Origin of the sequence: Bacteroides mediterraneensis (assembly GCF_025993685.1) — a bacterium.
GTDB lineage: Bacteria > Bacteroidota > Bacteroidia > Bacteroidales > Bacteroidaceae > Phocaeicola > Phocaeicola mediterraneensis_A.
On record NZ_DAJPEN010000001.1, the window covers coordinates 1,248,864 to 1,269,281 of the forward strand.

12 protein-coding genes are annotated in these 20,418 nt (G+C 57.8%); 6 read left to right on the forward strand and 6 right to left on the reverse strand.

Going from position 1 to position 20,418, the window contains the following annotated elements; genetic code table 11:
• From OIM59_RS04960 to OIM59_RS04975, 4 genes are read right to left on the reverse strand one after another with little or no spacing between them, the layout of a single operon-like run.
• Entirely contained in the window at nt 1-2,217 is a 2,217-nt protein-coding gene (locus OIM59_RS04960; protein WP_299169523.1) for an AAA family ATPase, read from the reverse strand.
• A gap of 14 nt (nt 2,218-2,231) precedes the next feature.
• On the reverse strand, nt 2,232-2,540 hold the full coding sequence (locus OIM59_RS04965; protein WP_072542258.1) for an ATP-dependent Clp protease adaptor ClpS: 309 nt from the start codon (nt 2,538-2,540) through the stop codon (nt 2,232-2,234).
• Nucleotides 2,541-2,576: 36 nt separating this feature from the next.
• Entirely contained in the window at nt 2,577-3,263 is a 687-nt protein-coding gene (locus OIM59_RS04970; RefSeq protein ID WP_303895470.1) for a glycine zipper family protein, read from the reverse strand.
• Nucleotides 3,264-3,283: 20 nt separating this feature from the next.
• Nucleotides 3,284-4,084 carry a M48 family metallopeptidase gene (locus OIM59_RS04975; RefSeq protein ID WP_299169514.1) on the reverse strand — a complete coding sequence of 267 codons (801 nt, stop codon included), beginning with the start codon at nt 4,082-4,084 and terminating at the stop codon, nt 3,284-3,286.
• An 84-nt stretch (nt 4,085-4,168) separates the two neighbouring features.
• Here OIM59_RS04975 and OIM59_RS04980 point away from each other — a divergent pair, with 84 nt between their 5' ends.
• Genes OIM59_RS04980 through OIM59_RS04990 form a run of 3 tightly spaced genes read left to right on the forward strand, consistent with a single transcriptional unit; the run spans nt 4,169 to nt 11,268 of the window.
• Complete coding sequence (locus OIM59_RS04980) at nt 4,169-6,613, forward strand: prolyl oligopeptidase family serine peptidase (protein WP_303895471.1); 2,445 nt, start codon at nt 4,169-4,171, stop codon at nt 6,611-6,613.
• Nucleotides 6,614-6,618: 5 nt separating this feature from the next.
• Nucleotides 6,619-7,833 carry an exonuclease SbcCD subunit D C-terminal domain-containing protein gene (locus OIM59_RS04985; protein WP_299169507.1) on the forward strand — a complete coding sequence of 405 codons (1,215 nt, stop codon included), beginning with the start codon at nt 6,619-6,621 and terminating at the stop codon, nt 7,831-7,833.
• A gap of 6 nt (nt 7,834-7,839) precedes the next feature.
• A complete protein-coding gene (locus OIM59_RS04990; protein ID WP_303895473.1) occupies nt 7,840-11,268 on the forward strand; it encodes an AAA family ATPase in 3,429 nt (1,142 codons plus the stop codon).
• Between the two features lie 127 nt (nt 11,269-11,395).
• Here the strand turns inward: OIM59_RS04990 and OIM59_RS04995 are convergent, their stop codons facing one another.
• Both OIM59_RS04995 and feoB read right to left on the reverse strand, forming a co-directional pair.
• Nucleotides 11,396-11,620: a hypothetical protein gene (locus tag OIM59_RS04995; RefSeq protein ID WP_299169502.1), complete on the reverse strand. Its 225-nt coding sequence runs from the start codon at nt 11,618-11,620 to the stop codon at nt 11,396-11,398.
• Nucleotides 11,621-11,639: 19 nt separating this feature from the next.
• The gene (feoB, locus tag OIM59_RS05000; protein WP_299169499.1) at nt 11,640-14,111 is read right to left on the reverse strand and encodes a ferrous iron transport protein B; all 2,472 of its coding nucleotides are present in this window, start codon (nt 14,109-14,111) and stop codon (nt 11,640-11,642) included.
• A 130-nt stretch (nt 14,112-14,241) separates the two neighbouring features.
• Here feoB and tilS point away from each other — a divergent pair, with 130 nt between their 5' ends.
• The 3 genes from tilS (at nt 14,242) to OIM59_RS05015 (ending at nt 20,404) form a co-directional block, all read left to right on the forward strand.
• Complete coding sequence (gene tilS / locus OIM59_RS05005; protein ID WP_303895474.1) at nt 14,242-15,528, forward strand: tRNA lysidine(34) synthetase TilS; 1,287 nt, start codon at nt 14,242-14,244, stop codon at nt 15,526-15,528.
• Between the two features lie 117 nt (nt 15,529-15,645).
• A complete protein-coding gene (locus OIM59_RS05010) occupies nt 15,646-15,822 on the forward strand; it encodes a histone H1 (RefSeq protein ID WP_007561922.1) in 177 nt (58 codons plus the stop codon).
• Nucleotides 15,823-15,979: 157 nt separating this feature from the next.
• Complete coding sequence (locus OIM59_RS05015) at nt 15,980-20,404, forward strand: DUF5113 domain-containing protein (RefSeq protein ID WP_303895475.1); 4,425 nt, start codon at nt 15,980-15,982, stop codon at nt 20,402-20,404.
• Nucleotides 20,405-20,418: the final 14 nt, after the last annotated feature.

The following is a 20,418-nucleotide window of genomic DNA, read 5'->3' on the forward strand; positions in this document are numbered from 1 at the left end:
TTATGAGAGAATACTCAGTTGGTTGTTTGCTACGGTGACCGTGACGTCGCCTCCCTGTTTCAGCGAGCCGAAGAGGATTTCCCGCATCAGCAGCGGCTTCAGATGGCCTGCAATGGCGCGGTCCATTTCCCGGGCCCCGTATTCCGGGTTGAAGCCTTCCTTCAGCAGCCATTCGTGGGCTTCGGGCGTCAGATGCAGACGGACGTTGCGACGTTCCAGCTTTTCGTCCAGCTGGCGCAGTTTCTTGTCGAGTATCTGTATGGCCATTTCCCGGCTCATGTCGTGGAAGACCACGGTTGCCGACAGACGGTTCAGAAATTCCGGTTTGAAGGTTTTCTTCACCTGGCGGAGCATGGCCTGTCCTGTGGTCACCTGGCTGTTGAAGCCGATGGACGCCTGGTGCGCATACTGTGCCCCCGCGTTCGAGGTCATGATGAGAATCAGGTGGCGGCAGTCAGACTTCCGCCCCTTGTTATCCGTCAGCACCGCATAGTCCATCACCTGCAACAGGATGTTGAAGATGTCGGAGTGTGCCTTCTCGATTTCATCCAGCAACAGCACACAGTTGGGCGTTTTCCGGATGGCATCCGTCAGCAATCCCCCGTCCTCGTAGCCGATGTATCCGGCCGGCGAACCAATCAGTTTGGCGATGGTATGCTTCTCCATGTATTCGCTCATGTCGAAACGCACCAGCGAGATACCTAGTTCCGAAGCCAGTACCTTGGCCACCTCTGTCTTGCCCACTCCCGTAGGGCCGACAAACAGCAGGCTGGCCAGCGGCTTGTGCTCGTCCAGCAGTCCCGCCTTGGCCATCTGCACGGCTTCCACCACCTGCTTGATGGCCTCGTCCTGTCCGTAAATCTGTCCGGCGATGTGGTCGTAAAGGGCTTCCAGCGAAGCGTTGTCTTCCTCCTTGAACGCATTCGCATCAATCTTGCAGGTGTGCGACAACACCTCCGTAATCAGTTTCTTGTCAACCGTCTGTGCTCCTTCGTCCGTGGGATGGATTTCCCGGTAGGCCCCGGCCTCGTCAATCAGGTCGATGGCTTTGTCGGGCAGGAAGCGGTCGCTGATGTAGCGGTCGCTGGCCTTGACGGCATATTCGATGACTCCCGGTTCGTAGGTCACGTGGTGATACGTTTCGTATTTTTCCTTCAGTCCCTCCACGATGCGGACAGCTTCGTCGATGCTTGGCTCTTGGATGTCAATCTGCTGGAAGCGGCGCACCATGCCTTTGCTGCGCGAGAAGTACCGGTTGTATTCCTCGTAGGTAGTAGATCCGATGAAGCGGATATCACCCTGTTCCAGGTACGGTTTCAGCATGTTCGACGCATCCATCGAACCTTCGCCGATTTGTCCGGCTCCGATGAGGTTGTGTATCTCGTCGATATACAGAATGGCTTTCTTTTCCGCGCTGAGGCTCTTCATGACACTTTTCAGGCGTTGCTCGAAGTCGCCCCGGTATTGCGTACCAGCCAGCAGGCTTCCCAAATCCAGCTCATAAATATGGCTGCCCCGCAGGCGTTCAGGCACTTCGCCGGCTTCTATGCGGGCCGCCAGCCCGTAGGCCAGAGCCGTTTTTCCTACTCCCGGTTCGCCGATGTGCAGCGGGTTGTTCTTTTCTTTCCGGCACAGCACCTCGATGGTCCGCTCCAGTTCCTTTTCCCGGCCAATCAGCGGGTTGTGGGTGTCCAGCTGATCGTTCAGGCATGTGAGGAAGTTCTTCCAGGGACCACGCGCGTCTTCCGTTTCGTTTTCCTCCAGGCTGAGGTCATCTCCATAGATGACTACCAGCTGGCTGATAAAGTCCGGAATCCGTTCTTTCAGGTGTTTTTTCAGGAAGAAGCATGCCCATGAGTCGGGCAACAGCAATATGGCCTGCACCAGATGGGGTACGTCGAGCACCTCGGAACCCGACGATTCCACAAAACCGTATGCATTCTGGAACAGCAGGTTCGATTGTACCGAGAACTGCAGTTCGTAGTTTGCATCTTCCGGCACCTGTTCCATTTTCTGGGCCAGGTACTCGTCTACTTCTTCTTCCAGCACGGGGATGTGACAGAAACATTCTTCTACAGCTTCCACAAAAGGGTCTTGGTTAAAGAGCGCGCTGAGAATGTGTTCCGGGGTGATAAACTCATGGCGGTAACGGAATGCCAATCCCTGGGCAAACGACAGCGCTTTGTCTACATATACAGATTTTTTGATGTGACTCATTGGTTTTTTACAGTTTAATTGTCTTCAGGTTCTACAGTCAGTCGCAGGGGAAATCCTTCCTCGCGGGCCATTTGTGTGGTTTTCTGCGCCTTGGACTGCGCGATGTCATAAGAATAGATGCCTGCCGTGGCCGAGCCTTCCAGATGAATTTTCATGGTCAGGTCCTCGGCCTGCAGCTGCGATTTGAAAAACACGAGTTGGAGTACCTTCACCACGAAGTCCATGGTGGTGAAGTCGTCGTTGTGGAACACCACCTTGTAGTGCTTGGGTTCGCTCAGTTCCACATGTGTCTTTTCTTTACATAACGATTGTTCTTTTTCCATTGTGGTCTAATTCAGATGATTGGTTGGGAAAGGAGGTCAGCGTGCCGTCTCCAAGGTAAATTCCTGGCGGTCGTAGATTTGTCCGCGGGTGTCGGTCACCGCAATGCGGAAGGTGGCCGTGCCGTTCTTCACACGCTTGCCCACACTCACGGTAGCCGTATATTTCACTCCGTTGCCCGGCAGAATCTGTTCCACCAAGATGGAGGGCGAAATGTGTATCTGTTTGGTCCCGCTGATTTCCGTCACGCTGGGAATCACGTTGTAAGCCGTTTCGCTGCCTTCGTTCATGATTTCAAAAATGATTTTACTGTTCTCTCCACCGTTCAGAATATGGTCGCGGCTGTCGTCGATGAACCGCAGGTTGCGGATGTATAGGGCCGACAGGGCCGACGAGTTGTTGTAGGGTTCGGTGTATACCTCTTCCACGGGGCGTTCTGCCGGATAGCCTTGGGGATTGCCTTCCGCCTCACGCGACTTGGGGGCAGTGAGTGCACCCCCGATGGCCGCTCCGGCCAGGGTACCGATGATGCTTCCGATGGCAGAGCCTCTGTAGCTTCCCCTCCATCCGTGACGGGAGTCGCCCACCAGTCCTCCGATGGCGCCTCCCACGTTGCTTCCGATGGCTGCACCGCCTACGATGGCTCCTGTGTGTTCAGGCTGGGTGGTACCGCATCCGCCGGCCAGCAGCGATACGCCTAAAAGTGCGATGACAATTCTTTTCATGGCTGATATGTGGTTTGGTGTTACTTTTTATTCCCGTACTGGGCCTTGATGGCCGGAAGTTCTTTCTGGATGTCGCTGATGCGGCGGGCGTCGCTGGGGTGTGTACTCATGAATTCGGGTACTTTCCCGCCCGAGCTGGCCGACATCTTCTGCCAGAACGTGACCGCCTTGTCGGGATTGTAGCCCGCCATGGTCATCAGCACCAGTCCCATGTAGTCTGCCTCCGACTCGTGCTTGCGCGAGAAGGGGAGGGTGACCCCATATTGCGAGCCGATGCCGTACACCGTACTGGCCACGTTCTGTATCATCTGGCTTTTGCCCGAAAGGCTCTGTCCCAGCAGTTGGGCACCATACTGTGTCAGCATCTGCTGGCTGATGCGTTCGTTGCTGTGCTTGGCCACCGCATGAGCCACCTCGTGTCCCAGCACCACGGCCAGTTCATCGTCCGAGGAGACCAGCTTCATCAGACCTTCGTACACCACAATCTTCCCGCCCGGCATGCAGAACGCATTCACTTCGTCGCTCTTCACCAGGTTGAACTCCCAGGAGAATTCCTGGATATCTGCCGCCATTCCGTGGTTGCGCAGGTATTGCTCCGTGGCCGCGGCGATGTTTTTCCCTACCCGGACCACCATGGCCGTCTGGGCCGCGTTGGTCGATTTCTGGGCAGTCTTGATATAGTTGTTATACTGGGTCAGGCTGGAAGACAGTACTTCCTGGTCGGAAACCAGCAACAGCTGTTTGCGTCCGGTGAGGGGCACCGAACTGCATCCTGCCAGCATCAGCAGGGAAAGAAAGTATAAACTACACTTTTTTTTCATAACGGTTTCGTGAGATGTTTTACAAACATACACAAAAAATGATGATTTTTGATTATGTTTGTGGCAATAAACTGAAAAAAAGAGATGAAAAAGCAACTTTTTATAGCATGTTCTCTTTGCGGAGCCATGCTGGTGAATGCCGAGAATATTGAGGTGACCTCGTTCAAGTACGCAGGTCCCTATACCTTGATGCAACCCTATCAGGTTGACAGTGTGGACGTTAATTCCAAACCGTGGAAGGTGGAATCACTGCTGGACACGCCGGTGTCGTTTTCCCTGCTCGACGGAGCGGAAGTGAAGCAGGCCGGACAGCTGACACCTTCGTCCGACTATGCCCTGCATCTCATGGGCTTCGTGCTGGAGAACACGCACTACGGCCAGGTGTCGCTGAAGGTGGAGGGGGCTTCCCACTATCAGGTGTATGTGGACGGCAAGCGGGTGGAAGACACTTCGCTGTCGCTGGATCCGGCTACCCATCAGGTGGTCATCAAATACCTTTCCGTGCCGGGCGAACAGAGTGTGCCGAAAGTGAGCCTAGATGCCAAGCAGGACGGGGTGTTCAGTCTCCGTACCGAACAGGGGCGTCTGTTCACCCTGGCCGATGTGCTCCACGGCACCCGTATCACAGGCACCGAGCTTTCAGCCGACGGGAAATACCTGATTACTTCGTATACGGTGACGAAGGAAGGCGGAAAGACTACCTCGCAGACCAAGGTCAAGGAACTGAAGACCGGCAAGGTGCTGGCTACGCGGGAAGAGACGCTGCACTGGATGCCGCGTTCCGCTAAGTATTATTATGTACGTCAGGGCGTATCCGGACGGGAACTGGTGACGGTGGACCCTGTCTCCGGACAGGAGGAAGTGTGGGTGAGCCACCTGCCGGAAGGTAGTTTCCGGGTAGCGCCCACCGAAGACTACCTGCTGTTTACCCTGGTGCAGAAAGGTCCGGAAGAGAAGAAGGAAATCTATGAGTTCATCGACCCCGATGACCGTCAGCCGGGATGGCGCAACCGTACCTATCTGGCGCGTTTCGACGTGAAGACGGGGGTCTGCCAGCCGCTGACCTTCGGCTACAAGAACGTGTGGGCCACGGATATCTCGTCCGACGGGCGGTATGTGCTGATGATGGCTTCCAACCACCGCATGGGCAAGCGTCCGACCACCTTGTTCTCGCTTTACAAGATGGACGTGCAGACCTTGCAGGTGGAAGAGCTGGTGAAAGACGACGGTTTCCTGATCAACGCCCTCTTCTCGCCCGACGGCCGTCAGGCGCTGCTGGCCGGTTCGCCGGAGTGTCTGGGAGGGATCGGCAAGAACGTGAAGGAAGGGCAGACCCCGAGCATGATTGACATCCAGCTTTACCTGATGGACCTGCAGAGCAAGCAGATTGAACCGCTCACCAAGACGTTCAACCCGAACGTGATGCAGGCGGTGTGGTCGGCGGCCGACAACTGTGTCTACTTCAATGCGGAAGACCGCGACTGCATCTCCCTGTTCCGTCTGAACCCGGCAAAGAAGCACATCGAAAAGGTGAATGTGCCCGAAGAAATGGTGCTGGAATTCTCCGTGGCCGAGCAGGCGTCTTCCCTGTCGTTCTACGGGGAAAGTGCCTCCAATGCGCACCGCCTGTATGTGGTCGATTTGAAGAAGGATGCCTCGAAGCTGGAAGAAGATTTGCACGGGGAACTGAAGGACGTGCTGCTGGGCGAATGCAAGGCCTGGGATTTTGTCAATTCGCGGGGCGATACCATCTGCGGACGCTACTACCTGCCGCCTCATTTTGACTCGGACAAGAAATACCCGATGATTGTGAACTACTACGGCGGATGCAGTCCTACCAGCCGGAACTTCGGCAGCCGTTATCCGCACCATGCGTATGCGGCCTTGGGCTATGTGGTCTATGTGGTGGAACCGAGCGGAGCCACCGGCTTCGGCCAGGAGTTCTCTGCCCGCCACGTGAACACCTTCGGCGACTATGTGGCCGACGACATCATCGAAGGCACCCGCAAGTTTGTGGAAGCCCATCCGTTTGTCAACGGCAAGAAGATTGGATGTATCGGTGCTTCCTACGGCGGTTTCATGACCCAGTACCTCCAGACGAAGACCGATTTGTTTGCCGCTGCCATCTCGCATGCCGGCATCAGCGACCACACCAGCTACTGGGGCGAAGGCTATTGGGGCTATTCCTACAGCGAGGTATCGGGTGCTAACAGTTACCCGTGGCAGAATCCGGAACTCTTTGTCGGCCACAGTCCGCTGTTCAATGCCGACAAGGTACACACCCCGCTGCTCTTCCTCCACGGTTCGGCAGATACCAATGTGCCGGTGGGCGAAAGCATCCAGATGTTCACGGCCCTGAAACTGCTGGGACGGGAAACGGCCCTGGTGGTAGTGGACGGACAAGACCATCACATTCTGGACTATCAGAAGCGTATCCAGTGGCAGAACACCATCTTTGCGTGGTTTGCCAAATGGTTGCAGGATGACCCGACGTGGTGGAACACTCTTTATCCCCCTAAAACGTTGTAAGCCGGATGAAAATCATACATACCAGTGACTGGCACCTGGGGCAGCAGCTGTTCGATTATGACCGGAGTGAGGAACAACGGGATTTCCTCCGGCAGCTGCGCGACCGGGTAGCCGCAGAACAGCCCGACGCGTTGCTCGTGTCGGGCGACGTGTTTCATTACTGCAGCCCTTCGGCCTCTGCCCAGCGGTTGTATACCGATGCCCTGGTGGCCTTGCACGAGACGTGTCCGTCGATGCAGATTGTCATTACGGCGGGCAACCACGACAGCAGTTCCAAGCTGGAAATCAGCCGTAACCTGTGGAAGTATGCCGGAGTGACCGTGGTCGGCTCCATCTGCCGCAACGAGGCGGGCGAGGTGGACCTGGAGCGTCACCTCGTGGAGGTAAAGGACGGAAACGGGGAACTGAGGGGCTATGTGGTGGCCCTGCCTCATGTCTATCCGCAGAACTTCCCGTCTTTGGACGAGGAGGTGCCGCGCGAAGACCGGCAGCGCTTCTTTATCCAGACTTTGCTCGACCGGGTGGCGGAGCGGAACGCGGCCCGACTGCCGGTGGTGCTGATGGCCCATCTGGCCGTGACGGGAAGCGACATTACCGGACAGGATGACGGACGCGGCGGCATGGACTACACCGACATCCGTCTGATGGGCGAGGGGTATGATTACCTGGCCCTGGGACACATTCATTTTCCGCAGACTTTGCCCGGCGGACGGGCCCGCTATTGCGGTTCTCCGCTGCCCGTCAGCTTCGACGAGAGTTACGGACATTCCGTGAGCGTGGTGGAACTGGCCTCACACGGCGCCGTACCCGAAGTGCGTATGTGTCCTGTGCGGAACCTCTGGCCCTTGAAGGTGCTGCCCGCGCAGGCCGTCCCCCTGGAAGAGGCTTTGGCGGTCTTGCAGGCCCTTCCCGACGAAGAAAAGCTGTACGTGCAGCTGCATGTCCGTATTCAGGACGTGCCTCCGGCCTATTGCATGGAGCGGGCCTACGAACTGACCCGCGGCAAGCAGTGCCGTTTCTGCCGTTACAAGTGGGAACGGGAGACGGCGGAACCGACCGAGGACACGACGGAACTCGACGTGGACCGCTTGCAGACCTTCTCTCCGTCGCAGGTGGCCGCCATCTATTATCGCGACAAGTTCCAGCGCGACATTTCGCCGGAAATGCTCGACCTGCTGGAAGAAGCAGTGAAACGGGTGCAGACCCAAGAAGAGGAATAAGAACGCATGAAATTACAGAAACTCATTATCGAAAATATTGCTTCCATCGAAAAGGCGTGCATCGACTTTGCACACGGGCCGTTGGGCGAGGATTCCATCTTCCTGATTTGCGGACCGACGGGAGCGGGCAAGTCCACGCTGCTGGATGCGGTGTGCTTGGCCCTCTACAACACCACGCCCCGTCTGAAACAGGCGGCCAACGAACGCTATCAGGACGAGAATGACAGTTTCTCGGGGCAGACGGAAGGCGTGAGCATCGACGATTCCCGCATGCTGATGCGGCGCGACAGTGTGTCGGCGCAGGTGGAACTGTGGTTCACGGATGCCGCGGGGGAGGCCCTGCGGGCGGTGTGGAGCGTGGCAAGGGCGCGCAACAAGGCGGGTGGAAAAATCCAGAAAGTGGTGTGGACCCTTTCCTTGCAGGACGGTACCCCGCTCACCAACAAGTCGACGGAGACGCGGGCGGAGATTGAACGGCGCATCGGCCTCACCTTCGAGCAGTTCTGCCGGACCACGCTGCTGGCGCAGGGAGAGTTCACCAAGTTCCTCAAGAGCAAGGAGGAAGAGAAATCGAACATCCTGGAGAAACTCACGGGCACGGAAATCTATTCGCGCATCAGCCGGGAAATTTATGTGATGAAGACCGAAAAAGAGGCCGAGTTGCAGGAACTGAAGGCACAGACGGGCGGCATCGTGCTGTTGGGCGACGAAGAGCTGGCGGCGTTGCAGGCGGAACAGACGCAGGTGACGGCAGAGACCACGGCACTCCGCAAGGAACTGAAGCAATGGCAGGATTTGCGGAAATGGATGACCGACGAGCAAAAGCTGGTACTGGCACAGGAGGAGGCCGGAAAGGCGCTCCAGGCCGTGACGGAACGGGTGGAGTCGGAAGGCTACAGGCGCAACAAGGCGTTGTTGGAAGATTGGGACCGTACGGCCGACGTGCGTTTCCAGTGGATCGAGCAGGCGACTTTGCAGCAGCGCATTCGCACGTCGGAAGAGGAGCTGGCCCGGCTGGCCCAGAAATATCATGCCCTGAACGGGGAATATGTCCGGCTGGAGCGGGTGCGCGACCGCAGCCGGAAGGAACTGGCGGCGTGTGAGGACTTCCTCGCCGGGGTGCAGGAAAAAGTGCCGGTGTACGAGGCGGCACAGTCGCTCACGGCCTTGTCCGACCAGATTCGGCGGTCGCTTCAGGTGACGGAGGATTACCGGAAGGAACAGGACCGCAAGGGAGCGGAGCAACGGAAGATGGCCGAGGCACGTCAGAAGGCTGCGGCGGCGTATGAGGAAGCCCGGAAGATAGAAGAAAAGAAACAGGCGGAAGTCACGGCTTGCCGCACGCAGCTGGAGGCCTTGCAGCCGGAGAAGCTCCGGCGGGAGAAGCAGGCAGCCGATACTCGGTTGGGCGACTGGAAGGCGTTGCGGGAGGCACTGGCGCTCCGGATGGAGAAGGAAAAGGCCTGGCTGGAGGTGCAGCAGAACCGGAAGGCTTTGCAGGACGAGGGCCGTCGGCAGCAGCAGGCGGTGGAGGAACTGAAAGCACAGGCCGAGGCGTACCGCAGGGAAAAGGAGGAAGTGCAGCAGGTGTACGACAAGCAGCAGATGGCGTGTACGGACTGGGCGCGGGAGGCACGTGCCCAGCTGTCGAAAGGCGATGTGTGTCCGGTCTGTGGCCGTCCGGTGGAGGAGGACCTGGAGAATGAGGCTCACTTTGTGTCGTTGCTGGAGCCGGTACGTGTCTTGCTGGCGGAAAAGGCCCGCCGGACGGAAGAGGCTCTGGCGGCCTTGGCCCGGGCCGAGGCAGAGGTGCGTGCCCTGACGCGGCAGGAAGCCATGGAAGCGAAGAAGGAAACGGCGGCAGAAGTGGCTTTCCGGCAGGCGGAGGCGGCGGTGAAGCAGCAGCCACTGGTGGCCGCGGTGACGGAGACAGCCGACGGGATGGCGCAGGTGGAACAGGCGTTACAGGCACAGCAGGAGGTTTGTGCCCGGCTGGATGCCCAGTGGCAGCAGGCCGAGGAACTGCAGCAGCGGTTGAACGGGCTGACCAAGGCACGCGAGGCGCTGACCGCCGACCGGGAGCAGTGGCACCGGAAGGTGGAGGAGGCCGACAAGGCCGTGTCCCGCTTGGAAGCGGAACTCCGTATGCTGGAGGAAGCCCTCGCGCGGGAGCGGCTCACCGTTTCCCAGTGTATGGAGAAAGGGGAGGTGCTGGTGACTTTTGTTCCCTGGAAAGCTGACTGGCAGACCGGCCGGGAGGAGTTCATCACCCGCTTGCAGGAGGAAGTGGCCCGTTATGCGGAACGGCAGAAAGAGAAGGAAAGACTTGCGCATCAGGTGGAGTCGCTCACGGGGCAGCAGAATCAGGTGGAGGAGATACGGCTGTCCATCTGGACGGTGTGTCCGGCCTGGAATGAGACAGACGGGGAGGCGGTGCCCGACGGTCCGTGTCCCGAGGGGCTTCCGGCCCGGTGGAATGCCTTGCACGCGGCGGTGCTTTCCGTCTGTCAGGCTTTGCAGACTTCCCGCAAGCTGGCGGAAGAAAAGAGGGCGGGCGTAGAAGCCTTCCTGGCGGCCCATCCGGAAATCTCGGGCGAATACCTGGAGAAGCTGGTGGGGCTGGAGGTGGAGAAAGTGCAGACGGCCCGCCGTACCTTGCAGAAACTGGACAACGAACTGGCTGCGTGCCGGGCGGAAAAAGAGCGGGTGGCCCGCGAACTGGAGGGGCATCGGGCGCAGCGTCCGCAGAATAGGGAGGCGGTGACGCCGGAGGTCGTGGAAGAAACGATGGCCCGCCGGGAGGAAGCGCTGACGGCGAAGGTGTCCCGTCTGGGGGCCATTGCGCAGGTTTTGGCGCATCAGGAAGAGGGCTTGCAGCGCATCCGGAAACTCAAGGAGCAGATAGAGGCCAAGCAGAAGGAAGTGGACAGTTGGGCGGGAGTGGCTGCCCTCTTCGGCAGTGCCGACGGGAAGAAGTTCCGCAACATCGCCCAGAGTTATGTGCTCCGCCAGTTGCTGGCCGGGGCCAACCATTACCTGAGCCGCCTGACCGACCGCTACCGGATGGAGTGTCCGCCGGGGGGACTGACCATCCTGTTGCGCGACGAGTACCAGGGTGGGGTGAAGCGTCCCACTTCCACCATTTCGGGTGGAGAGAGTTTTCTGGTGTCGCTGGCGCTGGCCTTGGGACTGTCGTCGCTCAACCGGAAGAGTCTGTCGGTGGATGTGCTTTTCATCGACGAGGGGTTCGGCACGCTGGACAGCGACTACCTGAACACGGTGATGGAGTCGCTCGAAAGGCTGCACCAGATTGGCGGCAAGAAGGTGGGCATCATCAGTCACGTGGAGGCTCTGCGCGAACGGATTGCCACGCAGATTCACGTGGAGCGGGTGAACCATACACTGAGCCGCGTGGAGGTGGTGAGCCGGGAGTAAAAGGATTTTCCGCGATTTGTAACTCGTTGTAAATCAGTTTGATTTTGATGCATAAAAAACTCCCTTACGTTTGATGGAAAACGTAAGGGAGTTTTGTTTGAAACGCAAGTGCGTTTTACCTGAAACGTCAAAGCGTTTTATCGGAAGCGCAAGTGCGTTTTTTCAGGCTGTCCAAATCCTTGTGCAGGGCGCATCCGGTACATCCGCTGCATCCGGTACATCCGCTGCAACCGGTGCAACCGCATCCGCCGGCCTGTCCTTTCCGCCGGATGACCTGACGGAAGAAGTGCCGGCCGCTCCAAAGCACGCAGCCGGCTACGATGATATATACGAAAAGGTCTTGCATACTCATAAGGGGTAGGTTTTTAGGGTTAAATGAACAAACTTCCTATCTGGTGCACCGCAAAGGCGACAATCCAGGCCAGCACGGTAGTGTAGGCCGCGGCAAAGACGGGCCATTTCCAGCTGCGCGACTCCTGATGGATGGCGGCCAGGGTGGCGATGCACGGGAAATAAATCAGCACGAACAGCATGTAGCAGTAGGCCACGAGCGGTGTGATGGGAATACGCTCGGAGAGGTTCACCGAGTCGATGTCGCCGTCGTTGGTGTAGAGCACGCTCAGTGTACTTACAATCAGTTCCTTGGCGCCTACGCCCGACAGGATACCGATGCCCATCTTCCAGTCGAATCCCAGCGGCTCGATGACCGGCTCGATGGCCTTTCCCAGCTGGCCGATGTAGGAGTTCTCCTGCTGTTCGGCTTGTGTGGCGTAAGCATCGTGGTTCGGATAGTAACCCAGGAACCAGATGATGATGGAAGCCACCATGATGATGCCGCCCATCTTTTTGAGGTATTGCTTTCCTTTCTCCCACGTGTGGCGCAGCACGACCTTGGCCGTCGGCATGCGGTAGGGCGGGAGTTCCATCACGAAGGGCGTGTCGTCACCTTTCACCAGGAACTTGGTGAAGATGCGGGCCATGAGTACGGCCAGCAGGATGCCGATGGCGTAGATGGACAGCAGGATGAGGCTGGCCTTGCCCGGGAAGAAGGCCCCAATCAGCACCAGATAGATGGGCAGACGGGCACTGCACGACATGAGCGGGTTCACCAGCATGGTGACCAGCCGGGCCTTGCGGCTCTCGATGATGCGCGACGTCATGATGGCCGGCACGTTGCAGCCGAAGCCCATGATGAGGGGGATGAACGACTTGCCGTGGAGTCCCATCTTGTGCATGATTTTATCCATGATGAAGGCGGCACGGGCCATGTAGCCGGAGTCTTCCATGAACGAGATGAAGAAGTAGAGCAGCAGGATGTTGGGCAGGAACACGATGACGCCTCCCACACCGCCGATGATGCCGTCCACAATCATGTCTTTCAGCGGGCCCGGACTGAGGAATTTTTCGGCTCCTTGTCCGATGAGGGCGACCAGCCATTCGATGAGTCGCTGCGGGTATTCACCCAGCACGAAGGTACCCTCGAACATGATGTACAGGAAGATGAAGAAGATGGGGTAGCCCCAGAAGCGGTTGGTCACGATGCTGTCCACCACCCGCGTGAAGGTCTCCGTGTCGTGGTTGGTCTGCGTGAAGGTCTCCTTCAGGGCACCCGAGATGAAACCATACTTGGCATCGGCGATGCACTGCTCGCTGTCGTCGTTGCCCAGCTGTCGCAGGCGCTCCGCCTCCTTGTCGCGGGCCGCCAGAATCTCCTTGCCGTTGGGCAGCGGGGCGATGACGCGCGTCTCGATGTCCTTGTCGTTTTCCAGCAGCTTGATGGCCAGGAAACGGGTGGAGTATTTGTGGCGGATGTTCTCGTTCTTGCTGATTTCCTTCTTCACGGCGTCGATGCTCCGTTCGATTTCCGGTCCGTGGTTGATGTGGATGTGGCGGATGAAGCCTTTGGCCGTGAAGTTGTCTTCCGCTCCTTTGTATTTGTGGTCGGGCACGTAGGCATCGTGCCATTCGCGGAACTCGCGGAGGATTTCGTTCTTGATTTCGTCTTTCTGTCCCATGAAGTCGATGCCTTCATACAGGCCGATAATCACGTGGAACAGGTTGTCGATGCCTTCGCCCGTGCGGCTGATGGTCGGCACGATGGGCACGCCCAGCAGTTCGCTCAGCTTGTGGTAGTTCAGCTGGTTGCCGCTGTGCTGCAAGGCATCGTACATGTTGAGGGCGATGACCATGCGCACGTTCATGTCGATGAGCTGGGTGGTGAGGTAGAGGTTGCGTTCCAGGTTGCCTGCATCCACCACGTTGATAATCACATCCGGGGTCTCCTCGATGATGTGCTTGCGCACGTAGAGCTCTTCCGGACTGTAGGCCGAGAGAGAGTATGTGCCCGGCAGGTCGATGAGGCGGAAGTGATAGCCTTGGAAGTCGAAGAAGCCTTCCTTCGCATCCACGGTCACGCCGCTGTAGTTGCCCACGTGCTCGTGTCCGCCCGAGGCCACGTTGAAGAGCGAGGTTTTTCCGCAGTTGGGGTTGCCCACCAGCGCCACGTTGATGGTGCGTCGTTTTCCTTGTGCGATGTTGCGCATCACCTCGTCGCTCACGGGGATGCCTTGTGAGATGGGCTCATGGTAGGTGTCGGTCTCCATCGTGCGCCGGGCTTCCTCTTCGCTGACAATTTCAATCATGTCGGCTTCCTGCCGGCGGAGGGAGACTTCATAGCCCATGATTTTATATTTGATGGGGTCTTTGAGCGGGGCGTTGAGCACCACTTCTACGGTCTTTCCCTTGATGAACCCCATTTCGATGATGCGGCGCCGGAATCCTCCGTGTCCGAGGACCTTGATAATGACGCCTTTCTCACCTGTTTTCAATTCCGAAAGTTTCATGTTGTTTGCATCGTTTTTATTTCATTTGCAAAGATACGGCATTGCTTTCTTTCTCGCAAGTTATTTAGACCGTTTTTAAATTACAATCTCCAGGGGAGCGTTTTTCGCATTTTATCCCTATGTTTGCAACATGTTTGCAAGGAAAGTCAGTCAGTTTATCGAAGAGAAGCACTTGTTTGGCCGGGGCGACAAGGTGCTGGTGGCGCTGAGCGGCGGGGCCGACTCGGTGGCATTGCTGCGGGTGTTGCTCCAGCTGGGGTATGCGTGCGAGGCGGCTCATTGTAACTTTCACCTCCGCGGGGAGGAGTCGGTGCGCGACGAGCGGTTTGTGCGCGACCTGACCGGAAGGCTGGGGGTACCGTTGCAGGTGACGCACTTCGATACGAAGGCGTATGCGGCTTCGCGGGGCATATCCATCGAGATGGCGGCGCGGGAACTGCGTTACGGCTGGTTTGCCGAACGGCTCCGGGCCTGCGGGGCGAAGGTGGTGGCAGTGGCCCATCACCGCGACGACAGTGTGGAGACGTTCCTGCTCAACCTGGTGCGGGGCACGGGCATTGACGGCTTGCAGGGCATCCGTCCCGTGAACGGCGAGGTGGTGCGTCCGCTCTTGTGCGTGAGCCGGGCGGAGATAGTGGACTATCTTTCTGCGCTGGGACAGGATTATGTGACCGACAGCACGAACCTGCAGGACGAGTTCATGCGCAACAAGCTCCGGCTGCACGTCATTCCGTTGCTGGAAACCCTTAACCCTTCGGTCAGCGAGACAATTGCCGAGACGGCCCGGCGCCTGTCCGACGTGGCAGTGGTGTATCACAAGGCCCTGGAAGAGGCCCGGCGGCGGGTGATGCCCGACGGGGAGACCATCGACATTCCGGCCTTGTGCCGCGAACCGGGGGCGAAGAACCTGCTGTTCGAACTGCTGCATCCGATGGGCTTCAATGCGGCGCAGGTGGACGATGTGTTTCGGGCGTTGCACGGGGAGCCGGGCCGGATGTTCCATAGCCGGGAGTGGACATTGCTGGTAGACCGTGACCGGCTGGTGCGCCGTCCGGCAGGAGCGGAAACGGAATGCTTGCCGGAACTGCGGCAGGAACGGATGGAGGTGGAGCCTCCGTTTGCGGTGCCGCGGGATAATAATAAGGTGGTGTACGTGGATGCGGCGGCTGTGCAGGGCGAACTGACCTTGCGGAAATGGCGGTCGGGCGACAAGTTCATACCCTTCGGCATGAAGGGCTTCAAGTCGGTGCGTAACTATTTGCGCGACAAAAAGTTCTCCCGTTTCGACAAGGAGTGCCAGCTGGTGGTATGCGACGGGGAACGTGTGGTGTGGCTGGTCAATGAACGGGTGGATAATCGCTTCCGGGTGACCTCGGAAACACGATTTGTCATAAAACTGTCCATAAAGTCTGTATAAATACGCAAAGTGGATTTTTTTCTATTAAAATTTGCAAAAAAAGAGTTCGTAAAAGTATCACATTGAGGGATTTGTATTTACTTTGAATATGTTTAATCAAAAATCATAGTCAGAATTATGAACGAATTAATTGCAAAAATCAAAGAATTGAATGCTGCTTTGGTAGCTGATGCTGAATTGCAGGCAGAAAAAGGTAACAAAGCTGCAGGAACTCGTGCCCGCAAGGCATCCTTGGAGTTGGAAAAAGTTTTGAAAGAATTTAGAAAGGTATCTCTGGAAGAGTCAAAAAAATAAATAGTTTTCAAGACGGACTCATGTCTGAGGGAGAGAGATTACAGCATGCCGGCCTATGTGCGGACGCTGCAATCTCTCTTTTGTTTTTTTATCACACGGCGGGGTGGTTTTTAGAGGGGAACTTCGTACATTTGTCTGGATTTGTACGCGTGCGTTTATGGAGAATAGTATTCGGAAGATAGGGATGTGGGGGCTGATTTGCCTGGTGTGCGCCATGCTGTGGCCTTCGTGCCAGCATCCGTTGTCTCATGGGGGGCATGCCCGGGTGGATTCGTTGAACCGGGTGGCGTATGAGGCACGCTACAAGGATTTGTCGCTCTCGTCCCGGGCGGCTACGGAAGCCTTGAAGTGTTCCGACGGCTATGCGTCGGGTCGGGCGGAGGCCCTGAACAACATGGGGTTCTGTGCGTTCATGCGGATGGACTTCGAGCATGCGGCCCGTTTGTTCCGGAAGGCTTCGGAGGCCAGCAAGAACGAGCTGGAACGGCTGGTGGCCGACGTGGGGATGATGAAAATCTGCCAGCGTACGTCCATGAACAAGGAGTTCTATGATTATCATAACAGCGCGATGCAGCGTCTGCGGCGTATCAACGAGGACCGTTCTTCGCTGGAAAAGAACGGACTGGAGGGACGGCTGAACTATGCCGTCTCGGAGTTCTACATCGTTTCAGGAATTTATTATTATTATCTGCAACAGGACAAGGAGTCCTTGGAGGCCATCAATGCGGTGCCCGAAGAAGCCCTGAAGGCGGATACGGCGCAGTGGCTGTATTATGTGTATATGCGGGGCTCTGGCGGTATGTACGAGGCGCCTACCCGCGAGGAGGTGACGCTTGGGGAGTTCGGCTACCTGGTGCAGTGTCTGCAGGTGGCGCAGGCCCGGGGGTATATTTATTTCGAGGCCAATGCCTTGCAGGCCATGGCGGAACTGCTGGTGTTCCGCAGCAACCGGGAACTGCTGAGCGAGAAGCGGGCGGGGCTGTTGCGGCTGGTCAATCCGGAGAGTCTGCCGGTGGACAGTCTGCCGCTGGTGTTTGCCCGGGAGGCGTTGGGGCTGTTCAAGCGTTACGGCGACTGGTACCAGATTTCGGGAACGTATCGCACGCTGGCCACTTTCTACAATTATAGCGGGCAGCCGGAAAAGGCGCTGGTCAATCTGAAGAAGGCGTTGAATTATGTCAATCTGCATCACGAGAAATATTATCATTGCACGGATTCGCTCGACCGTCTGCAGGCGTATCAGCCGGGGGGGACGACTTCCATCGAACTGCAGTGGATTAACGACGAGGGTATCAATACGGTGCCCGAATGGATTGCCCGTCTGCGGGAACAGCTGAGCCGCACGTACTCGGCCATGGGCTGCAAGGCGGAGTCGGACTACAACCGCAACGTGTACCTGGATATTCTGGACTACACGCGGCAGGACAAGGAACTGGAGAGCCGCTATGCGGCGTTGGAAAAGGAGACGGGCCAGCTGAATGTGCTCTTGTGGCTGGTGGCCGCGGGGTTCCTGGTGCTGGTGGTGCTGTTTGTCTGGCTGAACCGTTCGTGGCGGCAAAAGAATACGGTGTACCTCACGGAACTGAAGCGGGTGCTGGGGCTTTGCCAGCAGATTACGGGGGCGGTTCCTGCTTCGGCTACGAGCCGGGAGGAGGTGGCCGAAGCGGTAGCCGAGGTCATGAAGCCGGAGCTGAAGGCACTGTTCGGGGTGCGCGACGTGTGCATTACCTTCTGTGACGGAGAAGGGGAGGCGGAGGAAGTCCCGTCGGGCAAGGAAGAGGGCACTCCGCAGGTGTTCGAGCTTCAGTCGCCGGGCAAGCCGGTGACGGTGGGACGGCTGTGGATATGGCTGGCGGCTCCCGTACGCAAGGAGGAACAGGCTCTCATCCGGCTGTTGTTGCCTTATCTGGCCTGGACGCTGGAGCACGGCATGAACCTGGTATCGCTCGATGAGGAACAGAAGCGGCTGGAGAAGGAGCAGTATATCCACGAACTGCATCTCATGGAGAACAAGCGCCAGAACGAGGTGAAGAAGGCGTGCCTGTCCATCGTGACGGGGATTGTGCCTTATATCGACCGGATGGTGAACGAGGTGCGCAAGCTCCGTACCCTGCCATCGGACAGCGGGGAGGCGGTGCGCCGCGGCAAACTGGTGTACATCGACGAACTGGTGACGAAAATCAATGAATACAACGACATACTGGCCTTGTGGATTAAGATGCGGCAGGGCACGCTGAGCCTCCACATCGAGAACTTCGACCTGGAGGAGCTGTTTGCCATCATCGCCAAGGGGCGCCGTTCGTTTGAGCTGAAGAAACAGACGCTCACGGTGGGCGAGACCACGGCTTGCGTGAAGGCCGACAAGGCTCTGACCCTTTTCATGATGAACACGCTGGTGGAGAATGCCCGCAAGTACACGCAAGAAGGGGGGCGGGTGAGCCTGTCTGCGGAGGAAACACCCGACTATGTGGAGATTGCGGTGGAGGACGACGGACCGGGGCTTTCGGAGAAGGACCGTTCGCGTATCCTGGGCGAGAAGGTGTACGACTCCGGGGCCATCGGCATGGAGACGGCGGCCGACGCGGCGGAGCTTCAGCGTCAGAAAGGACATGGGTTCGGGCTGATGAACTGCAAGGGAATCATCGAGAAATACCGGAAGACGAACAGTATGTTCGCGGTCTGCCGGTTCGACATACAGAGTACGCTGGGAAAGGGCAGCCGTTTCTCGTTCCGCTTGCCGAAGGGGGCGCGGCGGATGGCGGGTCTGTTGTGGCTGGGCTTCTGCCTGCTGGTAGGAGTGGCCTGTTCCTCCGGCCGGAAACCGGTGGAGCCTGTGGCCGACAGCGGGAAGGTGGCGCCTTACGACAGTCTGCTGGCCATTGCCAACGACTATGCCAACTGGGTGTATGAGTGCAACGTGCAGGGCGACCATGCCACGGCACTGGTGCTGGCCGACAGTGTGCTGTATTACATGAATGCCCACTACCTCCGTTATTCGGGAAAGAACGGGCCGTTGCTCCGCCTGGAAGGGGAAGGCGACGGGGCGGAACTCGAATGGCTGGCCGAATCGTTCGATACGGATTATTTCATCTTGCTCGATGTGCGTAACGAGGCGGCGGTGGCTTCACTGGCCGTGAAGGATTTCCGGAAGTACCGCTATAACAATGCAGCTTATGCGTCGCTCTACAAGCGGCTGAGCAAGGATAACTCGCTCGAGGAGTATTGCTTGCAGATGCAGCGCTCGGCCAGCAACAAGCGGATTGCCTTGTCGCTGTTCGTGCTTCTGGTGTGCGGCTGCCTGATTGCGTATTATGCGCTCTACCTGCGCCACCGGTTGCATTACCGCTACAACATGGAGCAGGTGTTTGTGGTGAACCGGACACTTTTCTCGGCGGTTTCGGGCACGGAGGCCTTGGGCGACGAGGTGCTGGAGAAGATGCTCCGCCGCATGTTCAACGAGCTGAACGAGATGATTCTGTTGGAGAACATGGCGCTGGCAGTGTACGATGAGGAGACCTGCCGACTGAAAACTGTCTGCTTTGCACCGGAAGAAGGGGAGGAGGAATTGCGCGAACGATTGCAGCGGTGTTATGACACCGGACAGATGCAGTGGACGGGCGCTACGAAATGGAGCTATCTGCCGTTGTGGGTGGAGACCGGAGGCGAGAAGCATTGTGTGGGGGTACTGGCCTTGAAACTGGCCCGTGCCTACAGCCGCGAGGAAGACCGTTTGCTGGTAGAGATGGTGTGCAACTACCTGGCAGTGGTGTTGTATAATGTGGTGGTACGGGTCAACCGGAAGTTCCACGACATCGAGCTGGCACAGGATGAGGCCCGTCGCTCCCTCTTCGAGGAAAACCAGTTGCACGTGCAGAACATGGTGCTCGACAACTGTCTGTCTACCATCAAGCATGAAACGATTTACTATCCGAGCCGCATCAAGCAGGTGGCCGACCGCCTGAGTGGTGACGTGACGGCAGCGCAGCGGAAGGAGCTGCTGAACAATATGTCGGAGCTGGTCGGATACTACAAGGATATATTTACCCTGCTCAGCTCGTGTGCATCGCGGCAGCTGGAGGAGGTGACATTCCGCCGTACGGAGGTGAGCGTGAAGGAACTGGCCGAAGGAGCTGGAAAATACCTGAAGAAGATGATGCGCAAGCGGAACTTTACGTTGGAATGGCAGGCCGAGGTGCCTCCGTTGTGGGTGACGGGCGACCGGGTGCTGTTGCTTTTCCTGCTGGAGAACCTGATGGATGAGGCGCTGCGCGAGGAGGCATCGGGCACGTTGCGGCTGGAGGCGAAGGAGGAAGACGGGTTTGTCCGGGTGGACTTCATCGACACGCGCCGCACCTACTCGCAGGAAGTGCTCAATGCCTTGTTCTATCCCGACAAGAAGCGGATGTGTCCGTCGGGCGACGGTTCGCATCTCTCGGGCACGGAATACCTGGTGTGCAAGCAGATTATCCGCGACCATGACGAGTATGGCGGGCGGAGGGGCTGCCGCATCAATGCCTGTCCGTGGAGCGGAGGGAAGGGATTCAGCGTGTGGTTTACCCTGCCGAAACGAAACAAGAAATAACGAATGAGAAAAAT